A 16,997-nucleotide genomic window follows, 5' to 3' on the forward strand; every position below is an offset into this window, starting at 1 on the left:
ATGTTCGATCTCGACACGATCCGCCGCGACACTCCTGGATGCCTGGACAAGGTGTTCCTCGACAGTGCAGGGTCCTCGCTCCCGCCCGAGCCGGTGCTGACCACGATGATCGAGCACCTGCGACGTGAAGCCGACGTCGGCGGATACGTCGCAGCTGCTCGTCAGAGCGGCGCCCTGGCCGCTGTTCCGCATTCGCTGGCCCGGGTCATCGGCGCTCAGGCAACCGATATCGCGTTGACGGACAGCGCAACCCGCGCGTGGAACGACTTCTTCGCCGCCGTTCCGCTCGGACCTGGCGATCGAATCCTCATCAGCGGAGTCGAATACGCGAGCAACGCCATCGCCGCTCTGGGTCGGGCGCGCTCCACCGGCGCCGGAGTCGAGATCATTCCGAGCGATCAAGACGGACGCATCGACCTCGACGCACTCGAAGCCATGCTCGACGATCGGGTTCGCCTCGTCTCCGTCGTCCACGTCCCCACCAACGGCGGCCTGATCAACCCGGTCCGTGAGGTCGTCGAACTCGCCAGGGCCCACGGCTCTCTCGTTCTGCTCGACGCGTGCCAGTCCGTCGGCCAATTGCCCATCGACGTCGGCGAACTCGGCGTCGACGCACTCAGTGCCACCGGGCGCAAATGGCTTCGCGGGCCACGCGGGACCGGATTCCTGTACGTCCGCCCCGGACTCGTCGACGCGCTCGAACCCGCGGCGATGGACCTGCACGGAGCTGAATGGACCGGCGGGGACAGCTACGTCCCTGCGCCGGACGCAACACGATTCGAGCTCTGGGAAACGAGTGTCGCTGCGCGCCTGGGTCTCGGCGTCGCCGCCGATTATCTGCTCTCGATCGGCACCGACACGGCGTGGGCGCAGATCGAATCCCGAGCCGGCGCACTGAGGCAAGGTCTGGCCGCGATTCCCGGAGTCGAAGTCCGCGATCGAGGAACTCAGCTGAGCGGCATCGTCTCCTTCACCGTCGACGGCGTTTCCGAGCACCTTGTGCGGGATCAGCTTGCAGCACAGAACATCACCGTCACCGTCAGCGGTCGCGGGTCCACGCTCCTCGACATGGATGCCCGCGGGCTCGACGCCGTGGTTCGCGCATCGCCGCACTACTTCGTCGACGAATCGGACCTGGACGCATTTCTGGGAGCAGTCAGGAGACTGCAAACCTCCCGTTGACCGGGACCATGCCTGATCTGCGGAAGTCGAAACTGCAACTGTGGGGTGATCAGCAGTTTCGCCTTCCGAGAGGACTATTCGCATGGCCGACCCCACCGTCAGACCGATCTCCGCTGCCGACATCACCACCTGGGACTACGAGGCCGACGTCGTCGTCGCGGGATACGGCATCGCCGGCGTCACTGCTGCGATCGAAGCAGCGCGAGCCGGCGCCGAGGTTCTCGTCCTGGAGCGAACGGGCGGTTGGGGCGGAGCCGCGTCACTGGCGGGTGGATTCATCTACCTGGGCGGTGGAACGCCGCTACAGAAGGCGTGTGGGTTCGAGGATTCGGTCCAGAACATGAAGACGTTCATGAAGGCAGCGCTCGGACCCGGAACCGACGACGCAAAGATCGATGCCTACTGCGAGGGCAGCGTCGATCATTACAACTGGCTCGTCGACGCCGGCGTCCCGTTCAAGGAATCGTTCTGGGGTCAGCCCGGCTGGGAACCACCGTACGACGACGGCCTCATGTACTCGGGCGGTGAGAACGCTGCGCCGTTCAACGCGCTCGTCGATCCCGCGCCCCGCGGACACGTCCCGCAGATGACCGAGAAGAAGACCGGTGAGCAGGGCGGCGGCTACATGCTGATGAAGCCACTCGTCGAGACGGCCGAAAAGCTCGGTGTCCGAGCAGAATACGACCTGCGCGTCCAGACTCTGGTGGTCGACGGTGATCGGGTTGTCGGAGTACTCGCCAAGCGTTACGGCAAAGACGTCGCGATTCGTGCCCGCAAGGGTGTCGTGCTGGCGATGGGCAGCTTCGCGTACAACAACGAGATGGTGCGCTCGAACGCACCGCGCATCTTCGGCCACCCGGCAGCCTCCATCGAGGCCCACGACGGCCGAGCAATCCAGATCGGTCAGGCTCTCGGCGCCGACACCGCACACATGGACGCCACGGAGGTCGCGTTCTTCTGCGACCCACAATTGATGGTGCGCGGCATTCTTGTCAACGGCCGCGGTCAGCGATACATCCCCGAGGACACCTACCCGGGCCGCATCGGACAAGCAACACTGTTCCAGCAGGACAACCAGACATTCCTCGTGATCGACGAAGCTGCGTACGAGGAAGGCATGAATGCCGAATCGTCCAGTGCGCAGTTGCGGGCGCAACCGACCTGGGTAGCGGAAACCGTCGAGGAACTCGAAGCCGAAATGGGGCTTCCCGCCGGATCGCTGCAATCGACCGTCGACCTCTACAACCGTCACGCGTCTGAAGGGTCCGACCCGGTGCTGGGGAAGAAGCCGGAGTGGGTCAAGCCTATCGTCGGACCATTCGCAGCGATCGATCTACGCGGCCGCACAGGCGGATTCACGCTCGGCGGGTTGAAGACCACCGTCGATTCCGAGGTTCTGCACGTCTCGGGTGCGCCGATCCCCGGGCTCTTCGCGGCAGGCCGTTGCACGTCCGGTGTCTGCGCAGGTGGTTACGCCAGCGGAACCAGCCTCGGCGACGGCAGCTTCTTCGGACGTCGTGCCGGAATCAGCGCGGCGCGTTAGGTCACCACAACCCGCACGCCGTCGGCAAAGCGGTACGGCTGAGTCTGCAGGACTGCGCCGAGGTGTTTCCTCAGTCTGGACACCTCGGCGCGCACTGCCACGACGTGCTCGCGATCGCCGAAGAGCACTTCGCTGAGTCCTGCGGCATCCACGCCCGCCGAACCGACGGCTGCCAGGGCCCGCAAGATCTGAGCGTGACGCGGCGAAAGCGCGCGCGTCCAGTTGGCGTCACCACGCACCGTCACCTGCGGCGATGCACCGAGGGACAGCTCCAGCTCGATCACCGGTCCGCCTACGCCGGTGCGCAACAGCCAGCCGTCCCCGAGTGGCTCAGGCAGACACATCCCCAGACCGGGCACGATGACGGGCTTGCCCGCACTCGGTGCCGCCACGCGGTCTGGTGCGGCAATTCCGCTGGCGCCTGCCACCCAGCCGAACTCGTCCACCACCAGCGCCGGACCCGTCCCGGCCGCGAACAGCGGCGCCGCCCGCGAGCGCAGGCGCTCGAGCGTAGCCGCGTGCTCGCGCCACAGCGTCGCCTCCGCGAGGCGAACCGCGGTTCGGACCAACGCGACAGTGGTGGGGTGCACCGAGGCTGCGGACCCACTGATGTCCACCACTCCCAGAATCTCGCCGGTCCGCGGATCATGAACCGGTGAGCCGGTGCACGACCAATTGTGATGCGTCGGCGCATAGTGCTCGGCCGAGAAGAGTTGCACCGCAGAATCTTCGATCAGCGCGGTGCCTATTGCATTGGTACCCACCGATTGCTCCGACCAGCGCGCGCCTTCGGCGAACCCGAGAGCGTCCGCCGCACGTTTGACGGTCTTCGCCCCTTCGCGCCACAGCAGGACACCGTCGGCGTCGGCAACGACCACGATGAAGCCCGCGTCCTCGGCGACCTCGGTGAGCGTGGTTCGCAGTTCCGGCAGAACGCTGCGCAGCGCGGTACGCGAACGCCTCGACTCCAACTCGGAGAAGTCGGCGACAGCAGACGCACCGCAGTGATCCGGCGTGAGCCCGCCCGCGGCCACTCTCGACCACGATCGCGCCACGACGGTCCGCGGCTGCGCCGGTGGTTCCTGCCCGGAGAGAACTGCGTCGTGCACCCGACTGAGTAGGCGGGCATGCTGCGACAGGTCGGTACCCGGCACGACGGCACCGAGCCGACTGCCTTCGGGAGCGTTCCCCACGGTGGTCACTCCGTCAGGCTACCGCTTTCGATGTGACGCGAACCACGTCCACACGGCCAGGTCCCCACCACCTGCGATTAGCGGCGGGGAGCAAACTCCGGTAACGTATCCAAAGTTGTCTCGGCGAGGGTGAATCGCAGCAGTTCCACACGTTGCAGGTTTACCGTGATCGACGCGGCTACGGCTCAGCTCGAGCGTTTCGCTCCTGGCCGTGTGCGCGCCTGTCTCACTTGTCGCAGGCAAAACCACACGTCAGTAAACCGAGCACGAACCCCGTGAGTTGTAGGAGCCGTTTCATCATGTCTGAAGAAAACAACCTCGTCGCCGTCGTCCGCACCGAATTCGGCAAGGGCGCAGCTCGCCGCGCACGTCGCGACGGCCAGGTCCCCACGGTTCTCTACGGCCACGGCGAAGATCCCCGCCACCTCAACGTGCCGGCACGCGACTTCGCCGCCATCCTCCGCGCACACGGCACCAACGCCATCCTCACCCTCGACATCGAGGGCACGGAGCAGGTTGCACTGACCAAGTCGGTCGTCGTGCACCCCATCCGCAACTACATCGAGCACGCTGACCTCCTCGTCATCAAGAAGGGCGAGAAGGTCACGATCGACGTGAACGTCATCGTCGTCGGTGACGCGGCTGCAGGCACCATGGTCGCGCAGGACGCATCCACGATCTCCATCGAGGCCGACGCGCTTCACATCCCCGAGCAGATCGAGGTTTCGGTCGAGGGTCTCGAGATCGGTACCCAGATCCTGGCAAGCCAGCTCGAACTGCCCAAGGGCTCGACCCTGCAGGCTGACGCCGACACCCTGATCGTCAACGTCGTTGCTGCACCCACCGAGGCAGACCTCGAAGAGGGCGCAGAAGCTCCCGCCGCCGACGAGGCTGCAGAAGAGGCCTGATCCTCTCGGTTCCTACAGAACTCACTGCGCGCGGCGCGTCATTCCGATTCGGAGTGACGCGCCGTTCGCGCGTAGCAGGAAAAAAGAACAAGCCAGAAAGTAGCGACCGTTGAGCACAGATACCGCACTCGTCATCGGCCTGGGTAATCCCGGCCCGCAGTACGAGAAGACTCGGCACAACGTCGGCTTCATGGTCGCCGGCACCCTTGCCGGGCGCATGGGCGGAAAGTTCAACGTACACAAGAAGAGTGGCGCCGAAATCGTCGAAGGTCGTCTCGCCGGCCGACGCGTGATTCTCGGAAAACCACGCTCGTACATGAATCTCTCGGGTGGCGCTGTCGCCGGTCTCGCGCGGTTCTTCTCGGTCGACGCGGCGAACGTCATCGTCGTCCATGACGAACTGGATCTCGATTTCGGGACAATCCGACTCAAACTCGGCGGCGGCGAAGGCGGCCACAACGGCCTGCGGTCCATTTCGAGTTCGTTGACCACCAAGGACTACCTGCGCACGCGCGTCGGGATCGGTCGCCCGCCGGGCCGCATGGACCCGGCGGACTACGTTCTCAAGCCGTTCTCGTCCACGGAGCGAAAAGAACTCGATCTCGTGTGCGAAGAGGCCGCGGATGCCGTGGAACTACTGCTCGAACTCGGCCTGGAAGCCGCACAGAACCGCCTGCACTGACGGTCAGTTACCCAGCAGGGCAGCCGAATTGGCTCGTCGGAGCTTTCCCGACGACGTCTTCGGGATACTGCCGGGCCCCAGGACCGCAACGGCGCGAGGTCGGACACCGACGTCGGCAACCACGGCGTGGACCACTTCACGCTCGATACGCTTGACCTCTTCCGGATCCTCGAAAGCGTTGGTCTCGACGGCGACCGCAAAGCTCTCACGCTTCTGGCCGGCATCGAGGCGAATGGCGACGGCGTTTCCGGGACGCACACCGGCAACACTTCCGGCCGCTCGCTCGATGTCGGTCGGATACACGTTCCGGCCGCCCATGATGATGACGTCCTTGACGCGCCCGCACACCACGACCAGGCCTTCTTCGGTGAAATAGCCGACGTCACCGGTATCGAGCCAACCGTCGGCGTCCTGCGCCGGCTTGTGTCCGTCGACTGTGACATACCCTGGAGTGACTGCTTTGCCGCGAACCTCGATGATTCCGACGCCTCGGGCCGGGAGCACCTGGCCGTCACGATCGACGATGCGACCCTCGAGGTCAGGCACCATCTTTCCGAGTGTGGCGAGGGCGCGAGCGTTGGGACGATTGGACGGCACCGCCCGAGACATCGACTCGAGAAAGTCTGGATCGACGTAGTCGAGAACCTGGCCTTGATCGGGATCCGGAATCGACACGGCCAGGGTGGTTTCCGCCATTCCGTACACGGGGGCCAGAGCAGTCGGGTTCAACCCGAAACGCGCGCCCGCCTCGGCGAGGGCATCCATCGTGTCAGGATCCACCGGCTCGGCACCGTTCCACATGTATCGGACGCTGGACAGATCGACTGCCCCGTCCTCTGCCTGTGCGAGTCGACGAGCCAAGAGGGAGTATGCGAAGTTCGGTGCGGCAGTGACAGTTCCGCCGTACTTGCCCATCAGTTCCGCCCACAGCACCGGGGTGCGGAGGAAGTCCATCGGCGTGATGCTGATGACCTCCGCGCCCACCTGCATCGGAACCGTCAAGAACCCGACCATGCCCATGTCGTGGAACAACGGAAGCCAGCTCACCATCACGTCGTCCTCGATGGAGAACTTGATGCGGTTGATCATCGCGTACGCATTTGTGTAGAAGTTCTCGTGCGTGATCTGGACGGCCTTGGGTGATCCGGTGGAACCGGACGTCAGCTGCTGGAGAGCGATATCCGATTCGGCCGTCTCCACAGGATCGATCGATGTTCCGCCACGAAGCTCGTCCACTGTCACGACGGTGATGCCACGCTCTTCGAGGAGCGGTTTGGCCGCGTCGAAGGGCGCACCCAGGATGACGGCTTTTGCCGAGATCATGTCGATCACCGTCTCGGTGTCCTGAGCCCAGACACCCAGATCCGTTCGGGGGGTCGGCTGATGCAGCATCGTCACCGACGCACCGCGCATCCACGTCGCCTGGCAGGCAGGTGCGATGTCGACGGGCTGTCCGGCGAGAATGCCGATCGCGACGCCGCGATCGATACCGACGTCGGCCAGGCCACCGGCCATGCGCCGAGCTTCCTGGTGGATGTCGCCCCAGGTCTGACGGAAAGCGTTGTCCGGCTCTCCCGTCACCAGGCCGCGGTCGGTGACTGCGGCGGTCGCATACATCTCTTCGGTGAACTTGCTCAACGCAACTCCTCGGTCAGTGTCACTCTTCGATCAGTGCAACTCTTCGCAGGACACAAATGGCTGTGTGTTCGAACACACACATACATGGATAATCAGCGATCGTTCGCCGAGTGTTACGCCGCAGTGGCTATTGCATTGTGGTCTGCGAGTATCCTTTCTCTGTTGTGCTGCCGCACTGTCCACCCGTCCGCGCACCGGCACGTCGCCGGCACCGACGCCCACTTCGAGAGGTTCTTCGTTGACTACCCCGTCCGACTCGACCGTCCCTACCGACTCGACTGTCCAGTCCGACATCGAAGGCCCCGATTCCACTGAGAGCGGGTCGGTCGCGGTCACGACGACCACCAAGGGCTTGTCCGCAGAGGTGGAGCGTCGCCGCACCTTCGCCGTCATCTCGCATCCTGACGCCGGTAAGTCGACACTCACCGAAGCGCTCGCACTGCACGCGAAGAAGATCTCCGAGGCCGGCGCCGTTCACGGCAAAGCCGGCCGCAAGTCGACGGTCTCGGACTGGATGGAGATGGAGAAGGCCCGCGGCATTTCCGTCAGTTCCACCGCACTGCAGTTCAACTACCACTCCTCCGAGACGCCGGACGAGCAGATCAACGTCATCAACCTCGTCGACACCCCCGGTCACTCCGACTTCTCCGAGGACACGTATCGCGTCCTGACCGCCGTCGACGCGGCGGTCATGCTCATCGACGCTGCCAAGGGCCTCGAACCGCAGACGCTCAAGCTGTTCCAGGTATGCCGCCACCGCGGCATTCCGGTCATCACTGTCATCAACAAGTGGGACCGGCCCGGTCAGACTCCTCTCGAACTGCTCGACGAGATCAGCGAACGCATCGGCCTCACTCCCACTCCCCTGTACTGGCCCGTCGGCATCGCCGGCGACTTCCGCGGACTGCTGCGGCGCGGCGAAGACGGTGAGGCTCGCGAGTACGTCCGCTTCACCCGTACCGCAGGCGGCGCGAAGATCGCCCCCGAAGAGGTCATGGACGCCGACGCGGCGCTCGCCAAGGAAGGCTCCGAGTGGGAGACCGCGGCCGAGGAGAGTGAGCTGCTCTCCGCTACCGGCCAGGACCACGATCAGGAGATGTTCCTCGCCGGTCAGACGTCCCCGGTGATCTTCGCGTCCGCGATGCTCAACTTCGGTGTCCGCCAGATCCTCGACACTCTCGTCGAATTGGCGCCGCCGCCGCGGGGCCGCGAAGACCTCAGCGGTAAGCCGCGCGAGGTCACCGATCCGTTCAGCGCGGTCGTCTTCAAGGTGCAGGCCGGTATGGACACCGCGCACCGTGACCGACTGGCATTCATGCGCATCGTCTCCGGCGTGTTCGAGCGCGGCATGGTCGTCACGCACGCCCAAACCGGCAAGCCCTTCACGACCAAGTACGCGCAGACGGTGTTCGGCCGTGAACGTTCCACCGTCGAATCCGCGTTCCCCGGCGATGTCGTCGGCCTCGTCAACGCCACCGCACTCGCACCCGGTCACACGCTGTACACCGAGAAGAAGGTGGAGTTCCCGCCGATTCCGTCGTTCGCGCCGGAACACTTCTCGATCCTGCGCGCCGAAAGCGCCGGCAAGTACAAGCAGTTCCGTCGTGCAGTCGACCAACTCGATTCCGAGGGCGTCGTCCAGATTCTTCGCAACGACATCCGCGGCGACGCCTCCCCCGTCATGGCGGCTGTCGGTCCGATGCAGTTCGAGGTTGTCGCAGCGCGCATGAAGGCCGAGTTCAACGTCGAGGCCAAGATGGAACCGCTCGGCTACGCATTGGCTCGCCGTACCGACGCCGCGTCCGAGGTCGAACTGAACCGTCAGCGCGGTGTGGAGGTCTTCACGCGATCCGACGGCGTCCTGCTCGCCCTGGTCAGTGACAAGTGGCGACTGCAGTACATCCAGAAGGAACTCCCGGACCTGACGCTCGAACCCCTCGTCGCTGCTGCGGACTGATGAGCCTGATCGAGGCGCTGTTCGACGCCGAACTGCACATCGGCAGCGCCACGATTCTCTGGCGAGAGATCATCGGAAACGCGTTCGGAATTGGCTCCGCGATCGCGGGTGCGCGACGCTCGGTATGGGCGTGGCCTGTCGGAATAGCCGGAAATGCCTTGTTGTTCACGGTGTTCATGGGCGCGCTTTTCCACACGCCGCAAGAGCTCAATCTCTACGGCCAGGCCGGCCGTCAGTTGTTGTTCGTCACCGTCAGCATCTACGGATGGACCCAGTGGCGACGTGGGGCACGTGACTCCGGTCGCGCAGTCCTGCCCCATTGGGCGACAGCCCGCGAGCGCGTCGCCATGATCGCCGTCATGGCAAGCGGCACAATCGCTTTCGCCTGGATCTTCGACCTTCTCGGCTCGTACGGAGCGTGGGCGGAGGCCTGGATCTTCACTGGCTCCATCCTCGCGACGTACGGCATGGCACGCGGCTGGACCGAGTTCTGGCTCATCTGGATCGGCGTCGACGCCGTTGGTGTTCCCCTTCTCTTCCGAGCCGGCTACTACCCTTCGGCGATCCTCTATCTGGTCTACGCATTCTTCGTATTGTGGGGCTTCGCAATGTGGCTGCGCATTCAACGCCGAACTCCACAAGGGGTGTGACCATAAACGAACTCCTGGTATGTTTGCGTCGATTAAGCAAACCAGCGGTCTGTTTACGGGCATCAGGAGCGAAACAATGGAAGACAAGAATTCCCACGGAATAGCGGGCCCCAACGGTTCCGGCAACGGATCGAGAGCCAGTGGTTCCGCGAGTAATGGTTCTGCGAGCAACCTTTCCACGGGTAACGGTTCTGCGAGCAACGGTTCCAACAGTGCCACCGCCACAGCGGATTTTCTGTCGACCGCACCCAAGCAATCGGACGCATTCACGTTTCCGCTTCCTGCCCGAACCACGGCCGCACACAGCAGCGGAGAGGACCTTTCAGTGCCAGCTTCAACACGCGAATCATCGAGGACACTCGAGACTCGGAGTCGCACCGTCGTCCGGCGCGACGCGATGGGCATAGCCGCCGTTCGAGTGGCCGGGCGACTCACCCACACCGAACTCATCGCAAATCAGGCCTCACCCTCGAGCACGCACTCCTCCGACCCGACGACGGATCTGGACGAGTTGCTCACGATGCTCGGCAGCTACCTGTTGTCTTCGGGCTTCGAGCACCCCGAAATCCACGCCAAACTCGGTGGACAGTCGATCGTCGTCAACCTCGTGTCGCCGGAGATCAGCGCCAGCTGAGCTCGACCCAGCTGTTCAGGGCCACAGCACTGCGCGTGTCCATGCTCGGTCCGAGCCACGCCGGTACAACCACCGCTGATGCCGACGCCCGGAGTCTGCCTGCCAGAACTCGACAGACTCCGGCTCGAGGCACCACGCCCGCCAGTCCTTCGACACGAACCCCGGGTCGCCGCCGATTCTTGCTTCCGCAGCGGCCACCGATGTCTCGTACGCCCCGGAGTCTTCGAGTACCTCACTCTGCTTACTCGCCGTCGCCACCGCCCTCGCAGTGACGGATCGTTCGACGAAGTCGCGGGTCCGAATTGCGTCGTCACCCTCGCGGACCAATCCGCGAATCCGGACCTGCTGGCCCGTCTCACGCCAGTAGAACGCCAGGGATGCTCGCGGATTTTCTTTCAGCTCAACACCTTTCGGTGAAGCAGCCGAACCGGAGAACCAGAAACCGCCCTCGGTCACGTCCTTGAGGATGAGGAAGCGGGAATCAGGCATACCGTCACCGTCCACGGTCGAGAGCGCACACACCTGTGGCTCGACGACGCCGAAGGCCACGGCCGCACGGAGCCAGTCGAGGAACAACTCTCCCGGCTTATCCGGAAAATGTTCAGGCGCGGGCGGCGGAGTTCCGGTCAGTGCGGGGATACCGCGAATCCACGTCCGTACGTCAGGCAGCGAGAAATCTGCATCAACCATGAGCCGACTCTAATCGTGAGCGGCCTCAGGAGACGTTGCGAACTACCGAGTCGCCGAACGACGGTTGCTGCAGCAGTGCCCACTTGTTGGACGTCAATCGGAAACTCGGCATGTCGGCGAGCGCCACCACCGATTCCCAGGTTCGCTCGTAACTCGTGTGGGAGATTCGCCATTCACCGTCGCTGCAGCGGGTGTATCTGTCGTGATAGAAGGCCGATCCGCGAAGCAGCATGCCGTCTTCGGGGATGACCACTGTGTCCGCGAGGCACCAGATCCCGGTTGCGGTGTCTCCGTCGACGTCGATCTCGGGTTGCCCGCACTGATGTTCGGTGATGATGTGTGAGCCGAGGGTGTTCTCGAGGAAGGAGACGAATGAATCCCGGGAATCGAAACTGAGTTGTTCTCCGTAGATCGCGGTGGCGTCGACGGTCAAAGTGTCGGCGAATTCGACCCACGATTTGGTGTCCAAGGCGCGTGCGTATCGGTACTTGAGTCTTTGGATGAGAACAATCGCTTCGAGATCCATGATCCCCGCCTCCCGGTGCAGCAACCACCCGTCCTATGTGTGCACATTAGCCTGTATCACGCCGAAACGGGCATTACTCTCAAAGCTAGTAGAAATGTCAGCCGATAACACGCTTTTCCAGGCCGTCGAGCATGATCGTGATCTTCTCGTCCAACCAACCTCGCCCGTGCCACGTCGATTCGTCGCCGATCCCCTCGACCAACGACTCCGACGCATTCCAGCTCTCCTGATACGCCTGGCGCGCAGAACGTGAATCCGCGGAGCTCACGGTCTTGTCCATCGCCGCCATCATGGCGAACTGCGTCATGGTCACCTCGGAGATGAAATCCACCGCCAGGACTGCGTCATGTGGTGTGAAGCCTTGCGCAGTCAACGAACCGACCAGTCTCTCCACGATCTCGATTATCGCCGGCGGCGTGCCCGGAACTGCGAGACCGACCTGGGCTAGACCTGGATAGCGCTCGAACGAGGACCACAGAACGTCGCAGAAATCCTTCAGGAATTCACGCCACGGGCGATTTGTATCGGGCCATACAGTCTGACGCACAACATGATCCGAGCAGGCCCGCAGCAGCGCTTCGCGGTCGGCGAAGTAACGATAAAGTGCAGAATGACTGACGCCCAGACGCTTTGCCACACTCGGCATGGTCAATTCACTCAGATCACCAGCCAGGGCGGCCTCGACGATGTCCGCTGTCGACAACGTCGGCGGCCGCCCCGTCTTCTTTCCGGTCTGCATTCTGCTCAGCTTGCCACCAACCGCCATCCCGACGCACGGTGGCGCTGATTCCAGAACGCGGCGTAGTTCCCACCGGCTGTGAGCAGAACTTCGTGGGTTCCTACTTCGACGATCGAACCGTCGTCACCGAGCACGATGATCTGGTCTGCGGCCACGACGGTCGACAGTTTGTGAGCGATCACGAGCAGTGTGCTTTCACTGGCGAGTTCCTGCATCGCACGCTGCACATGGGCCTCGTTCTCGGGATCGAGCGCGGCCGTCGCCTCGTCGAGCAGAACGATAGGTGCTCGTTTGAGGAGTGCGCGCGCGATGGACACCCGCTGCCGCTCTCCACCGGACAGCGCCGTCCCGCCCTCACCGACACGGGTGTCCCAACCCCGCGGGAGGCGCTCGACGATTTCCGCGACGCCCGCGATCCGAGCGACGTCGAAGACCTCCTCGTCCGTGGCTTCGGGGCGGCCGAGGCGGATGTTCGCGATCAACGTGTCGTCGAAGAGATACACGTCCTGGAAGACCAGGGACAACTGCGACATCAGGTCGGCACTCGTGAGGTCCCGTACGTCGACACCACCGACACGCACTACCCCGGAGTCGACGTCGTAGAAGCGCGAGATCAGCCGGGTGACGGTTGTTTTGCCAGACCCTGACGGACCGACCAACGCCGTCAACGACTTCCGTGGCACGTCGAAGGAGATGTTTCGCAGAACCTGCCCGCCGTCGGCGTAACCGAAGTCGACGGCGTCGAACTGCACGGCCGTCTCCCCCGTCGCCTGCCCGCTGGTATCGGGTTCGACCAGTGGTTCCACTTCGAGGATCTCGGACATCCGCCGGATTTCGTTGCGTGCCATTCTGATTGCACCGCCGAACTCGCCGATCTCACCCAGCGGCTGGATGAACCGTGCGGTCAGGCCGAGTAGCGCGATCAACGTGACCGGGTCGATGTCGCCGCCGAGCGCGAGGAACGCGCCCAGGATGATCACGGCAGAGAACACGAACTGCAAGGCGATCCCGTTCACCACGGAACCGATCACCACGAACCACAGTTGTGAACGACCAGCGGTGTGCTGAGCTTCGATCGCGTCGTCGAGCGGCTCGTACACCCCGTGGGTGCGTCCGAAAGCACGCAGGACCGGTTGGCAACGCGCGTATTCGAGCACTCGATTGTTCGACTCGACGGCCGCGGCATGCGCTCGATCGTCGGCCTTGGCAGTCATCGTCGCTGCAAACCGTGCTGCCACGAACAGAATCGGAACACTGATCACCAGTGCGAGCCCGAGCCGCCAATCGAAGAACAGCATGCACACGACAATGGTTGCCGGGCTGGCGATTCCGGAGATGATCGGCGTCATCAGATGCGCAGCCGCCCCCATCACCGAGATGGTGCCCTTGCTGGCGACCTGCGATACCTGGCCGAGTCGGCCGGCACCGAACCAACCGAGCGGGAGTGTGACGAGGTGATCGCCGAGGCGCAGATGCATCGTCCGCAGCAGAGTGAGCGCCGACTCGAACCCCTTTATGGCCTGCAGGTAGTGCGCAATCGAACTGATCACGGCGCACACGGCCATCGCGGCGAGCCACCGAACGAAACTGCCCCAGTCCTGCTCGAACAGCGCCTGCACGGTCGGCACGAGCAATGCCACGGCCAACCCTTGCATCACGCCGTACAACACTGCCCACACCAGGAACTCGCGATAGCGGCCCTGATTCTGCGGGCCGAGTATCCGGAAGAGGTCGCGAATCATGAGTTGGCCTTTCCTGCTGCGTCATACATACCTGCGATACTGTCGGCCCGACTGTGTTGAATCGAGTCGGCCCGACTGTGACTCGCCCACATCCGGGCATACGTTGAACCATTCGCCACGAGCTGATCATGCGTGCCCTTCTCCACGATCCGCCCGGCGTCGAGGACCACGATCTGATCGGCACTCACGATCGAAGCCAACCGGTGCGCGATCACCAGCACCGTACGGCCGACCGTCAAGCGCGACAACGCTTCCTGGATATCGGCTTCGGACTCCGGGTCCGCGAACGCCGTCGCCTCGTCGAGCACGAGAACAGGGGTATCCGCGAGGATCGCCCGCGCGATGGAGACTCGTTGCGCCTCACCGCCCGAGAACCTGGCGTCGACTCCGACCACGGAGTCGTACCCTCTCGGAAGCGCTTCGATTCGGGTGTCGATCTGCGCAGCCGCGGCGGCAACCTTCACCTCCGCCAACGACGCCTGCGGCCGGGCAAGCCGAATGTTGTCGAGCACAGTCGCTTCGACCAGCTGCACGTCCTGCAGAACGAATCCGACGTGGCGGTACAGCTCGTCGGTAGCGACTTCCCTGACGTCGACACCACCGATCACCACGGATCCGGCACGCACATCGTGGAACCTCGGAACCAGCGTCGCCAGCGTCGACTTACCCGAACCCGAAGGTCCGACCAACGCCGTCACCGTCCCCTCCGGCAGTGTGAGATCGATGTCGGACAGAACATCGGCGCCGTCGTCGTAGGCGAAGGAGACTCCGGAGAATCGAACTTCGTTCCCCGCAGGCTTTTTCGGATGATCGGTTTCCGGCAGAGCGTCGGTTGCGAACAGCGCGATCAGTCGCGCCGCAGCGGCGGCTGCCTCACGGCGTGCCTGCATACCGAAACCGATGGTCGTCACCGACACCGGAATCACCATCGCGACAAGAGAACTGGTCAGCACATCGATGGGTGACACCCATCCGGAGTGGACGAACCACGAACCGAGACCAAGGTTGACCACCAGCACTACCGGTGCACTCAATGCAATCGAGGCCAGCGCCTCGGTTCGCAGCATCGGGCGAACCCAACCCTCGTACGAGACGGCGAAAGCCTTGGCGGCATCGCGGTATCGAGAATGTGACTGCTTGTCCTGACCGAAAGTTTTGACCACTGCGATGCCGGTGACGAACTCGACGATGGTGTTGCTGATAGCCGCGATGCCCTCATTCATCCGGCTCATCTTGACTGCCATGTCCCTGGTCATCGTCGCATAGGCGATCATGTAGATCGGGAGTGTGGCAATCGCGACCAATCCCAGACGCCAGTCGATCGAAATCACGTAACCGAGCCCGACCAGTGGCACCGCGATGGCGCCGGTGGTCTCGACGGCGCTGTGCGCAACCAGGTAGTGGAGATCGGAAATGTCGTTCTGCGCGGCTTTGCGCACGGTTCCGGACGAGTGGGAGGTGAACCAGCCCAGTGGAAGTCGACCGAGAGTCGCTGCGATTCGACGCCGCAGCACCGCCTGCAGATTCACATCGGCGAAGTGCGTCACGATCAACGCACCGCCTCCGAAGAACGCACGCATACCCAGACCGAAGACGACCACCCACACGATCGTCCAGACACGAGACGAGTCGACGTCACCGCCCACGATCAGCGTCTTACCGAGTTCGGCGATGGCCACGTACGGCACGATGGCCGCGACCGCGGCGATCACCTGCATCACCATCGCGATGGTGGTCCGCGTGCGAACTGGAGCAAGGAGTTCGCGTAGCGCACTCTTGTGTGCCGCCGCTTCCGCCTTGGCTCGCGAGGCTTCGGCCGCAGATCCGTGCGGTGTGTCAGCCTCCGCCGGTGGAACGTCTGCTGCCTTGTCCTGTGTTGTCGTCATTTCGAGAACGCCTTCCATCGGGTGACTGCGTCGGTGTCGGATGCGATGCGGCCCTGGAGTTCCGCGCCGGTGAGAGTGCGATCGGCAAGAGCCTGGAGGTCTTCGAGGATCCAGTAGACCGCGAAAGGATAGCTGCCGAACCAAAGTTCACCGCTCACGTCCGCCGTGCGTCCGGCCTTCACTGCGGCGATCTCGTTGAACAGTGGATTTGCGTGAACGAGAGCGCCGTCGTAGATGTTGCCCGAGGTCACGACCATCGCGTCCGCCGCGTGCTGTCCAACCTCCTCGCCCGACACCGAAGACGTGGCGACACCTGTGTTGGGGCCGATCTTCGCGTCGAGTTCGGCTTGCGGGCGCCCGAAACCGGCTTCCTCGATGATCGAGGACATCGGCGACTCCGGAATGACGGTGTAAATGCCGCCGGAGAATCCCACCAGCACTGACAACGTCTGTGGTTGCGCCTCGACCGTTCCGGATACTTCGGCAAATTTGGTCTCGAGCCTCGACACGATTTCGCGAGCTTCGGACTCTCGACCCAATGCAGTCGCCGCGGTATTCAGAACTTCGCGCCACGGCGCCGCATAGGCGAGCACCGTCGTCGGGGCAATCTCGTTGGCCTGCGAGGTGATCGACGTCAGCGAGCCGACATCACTGAGCAGGATTCGGTCAGGATGAACGGCCGCGATCTGCTCCACATCTGGTGACTGGAAGAACGTCGGTTTGTCGATGACCTCGATCCCCTCGCTCTGCAATATCTCCTTCGCCGCGTGCGATTGCAGCGTGGCGAAGACCGTATCGGGCCTGACCCCGAGCGTGAGTGCGTTGAGCGCTGCAAACTCGTCCAGTGCGAGCAATTTCTGAGGTGCAGGTACGGCCGACGACGCGCCTGTTTCCGATGCGTCTGCGTCATCGCCGCCCACGGAGCAACCGACAAGCGCCGTTGCTGTCGCTGCGAGTGCCGTTGCTCGTAGGACCCACTGCTGACGCATCTATCTCTCCCTGCCTTAGTTACATGCTGTCTCGATTA

The 16,997-nt window shown here is 63.6% G+C and carries 15 protein-coding genes; 7 read left to right on the plus strand and 8 right to left on the minus strand.

All coding sequences use genetic code 11. From position 1 onward, the window contains the following. Together I7X09_RS07175 and I7X09_RS07180 are read left to right on the plus strand one after the other, a co-directional pair. Entirely contained in the window at window positions 1–1,182 is a 1,182-nt protein-coding gene (locus I7X09_RS07175; RefSeq protein ID WP_124567121.1) for an aminotransferase class V-fold PLP-dependent enzyme, read from the plus strand. An 82-nt stretch (window positions 1,183–1,264) separates the two neighbouring features. Continuing rightward, window positions 1,265–2,725, plus strand: coding sequence for an FAD-dependent oxidoreductase (locus I7X09_RS07180; RefSeq protein ID WP_200316227.1), 1,461 nt, complete (start codon window positions 1,265–1,267; stop codon window positions 2,723–2,725). On the opposite strand, the gene I7X09_RS07185 is transcribed toward I7X09_RS07180, so the two are convergent. Beyond that, window positions 2,722–3,927 (minus strand): GAF domain-containing protein, encoded by a 1,206-nt coding sequence (locus I7X09_RS07185; RefSeq protein ID WP_234036827.1) that lies wholly within the window; start codon window positions 3,925–3,927, stop codon window positions 2,722–2,724. The genes I7X09_RS07180 and I7X09_RS07185 overlap by 4 nt on opposite strands. 290 nt (window positions 3,928–4,217) lie before the next feature. Between I7X09_RS07185 and I7X09_RS07190 the strand changes: the two genes are divergently transcribed. Further along, window positions 4,218–4,826, plus strand: coding sequence for a 50S ribosomal protein L25/general stress protein Ctc (locus tag I7X09_RS07190; protein ID WP_003946242.1), 609 nt, complete (start codon window positions 4,218–4,220; stop codon window positions 4,824–4,826). 109 nt (window positions 4,827–4,935) lie between these two features. Further along, the gene (gene pth, locus I7X09_RS07195; protein ID WP_200316228.1) at window positions 4,936–5,508 is read left to right on the plus strand and encodes an aminoacyl-tRNA hydrolase; all 573 of its coding nucleotides are present in this window, start codon (window positions 4,936–4,938) and stop codon (window positions 5,506–5,508) included. A 3-nt stretch (window positions 5,509–5,511) separates the two neighbouring features. Here the strand turns inward: pth and I7X09_RS07200 are convergent, their stop codons facing one another. Next, complete coding sequence (locus tag I7X09_RS07200) at window positions 5,512–7,146, minus strand: fatty acyl-AMP ligase (RefSeq protein WP_124567123.1); 1,635 nt, start codon at window positions 7,144–7,146, stop codon at window positions 5,512–5,514. Between the two features lie 292 nt (window positions 7,147–7,438). On the opposite strand from I7X09_RS07200, the gene I7X09_RS07205 reads away from it, so the two are divergent. The 3 genes from I7X09_RS07205 to I7X09_RS29360 all read left to right on the plus strand — a co-directional run bounded on the left by I7X09_RS07205 (window position 7,439) and on the right by I7X09_RS29360 (window position 10,387). After that, on the plus strand, window positions 7,439–9,103 hold the full coding sequence (locus tag I7X09_RS07205; RefSeq protein ID WP_442800594.1) for a peptide chain release factor 3: 1,665 nt from the start codon (window positions 7,439–7,441) through the stop codon (window positions 9,101–9,103). Further along, on the plus strand, window positions 9,103–9,753 hold the full coding sequence (gene pnuC / locus I7X09_RS07210; RefSeq protein WP_200316230.1) for a nicotinamide riboside transporter PnuC: 651 nt from the start codon (window positions 9,103–9,105) through the stop codon (window positions 9,751–9,753). Before I7X09_RS07205 ends, pnuC begins: the two co-directional genes overlap by 1 nt. 325 nt (window positions 9,754–10,078) lie before the next feature. Continuing rightward, window positions 10,079–10,387, plus strand: coding sequence for a hypothetical protein (locus tag I7X09_RS29360; protein WP_234036828.1), 309 nt, complete (start codon window positions 10,079–10,081; stop codon window positions 10,385–10,387). Between the two features lie 15 nt (window positions 10,388–10,402). Here I7X09_RS29360 and I7X09_RS07220 read toward each other — a convergent pair whose 3' ends face one another. The 6 genes from I7X09_RS07220 to I7X09_RS07245 form a co-directional block, all read right to left on the minus strand. Beyond that, entirely contained in the window at window positions 10,403–11,077 is a 675-nt protein-coding gene (locus I7X09_RS07220) for a pyridoxine/pyridoxamine 5'-phosphate oxidase (protein WP_200316232.1), read from the minus strand. Between the two features lie 25 nt (window positions 11,078–11,102). Continuing rightward, window positions 11,103–11,603: a nuclear transport factor 2 family protein gene (locus I7X09_RS07225; protein ID WP_003946235.1), complete on the minus strand. Its 501-nt coding sequence runs from the start codon at window positions 11,601–11,603 to the stop codon at window positions 11,103–11,105. 97 nt (window positions 11,604–11,700) lie between these two features. Then, complete coding sequence (locus tag I7X09_RS07230; protein WP_234036829.1) at window positions 11,701–12,342, minus strand: TetR/AcrR family transcriptional regulator; 642 nt, start codon at window positions 12,340–12,342, stop codon at window positions 11,701–11,703. Between the two features lie 5 nt (window positions 12,343–12,347). Further along, on the minus strand, window positions 12,348–14,084 hold the full coding sequence (locus I7X09_RS07235; protein WP_200316233.1) for an ABC transporter ATP-binding protein: 1,737 nt from the start codon (window positions 14,082–14,084) through the stop codon (window positions 12,348–12,350). Next, a complete protein-coding gene (locus I7X09_RS07240) occupies window positions 14,081–15,970 on the minus strand; it encodes an ABC transporter ATP-binding protein (RefSeq protein ID WP_234036830.1) in 1,890 nt (629 codons plus the stop codon). The genes I7X09_RS07235 and I7X09_RS07240 overlap by 4 nt, the downstream gene beginning before the upstream one ends. Beyond that, window positions 15,967–16,959: an ABC transporter substrate-binding protein gene (locus I7X09_RS07245; protein WP_200316235.1), complete on the minus strand. Its 993-nt coding sequence runs from the start codon at window positions 16,957–16,959 to the stop codon at window positions 15,967–15,969. Before I7X09_RS07245 ends, I7X09_RS07240 begins: the two co-directional genes overlap by 4 nt. Between the last annotated feature and the right edge of the window lie 38 nt (window positions 16,960–16,997).

Source organism: Rhodococcus sp. P-2 (assembly GCF_016598535.1).
GTDB lineage: Bacteria > Actinomycetota > Actinomycetes > Mycobacteriales > Mycobacteriaceae > Rhodococcus_F > Rhodococcus_F baikonurensis.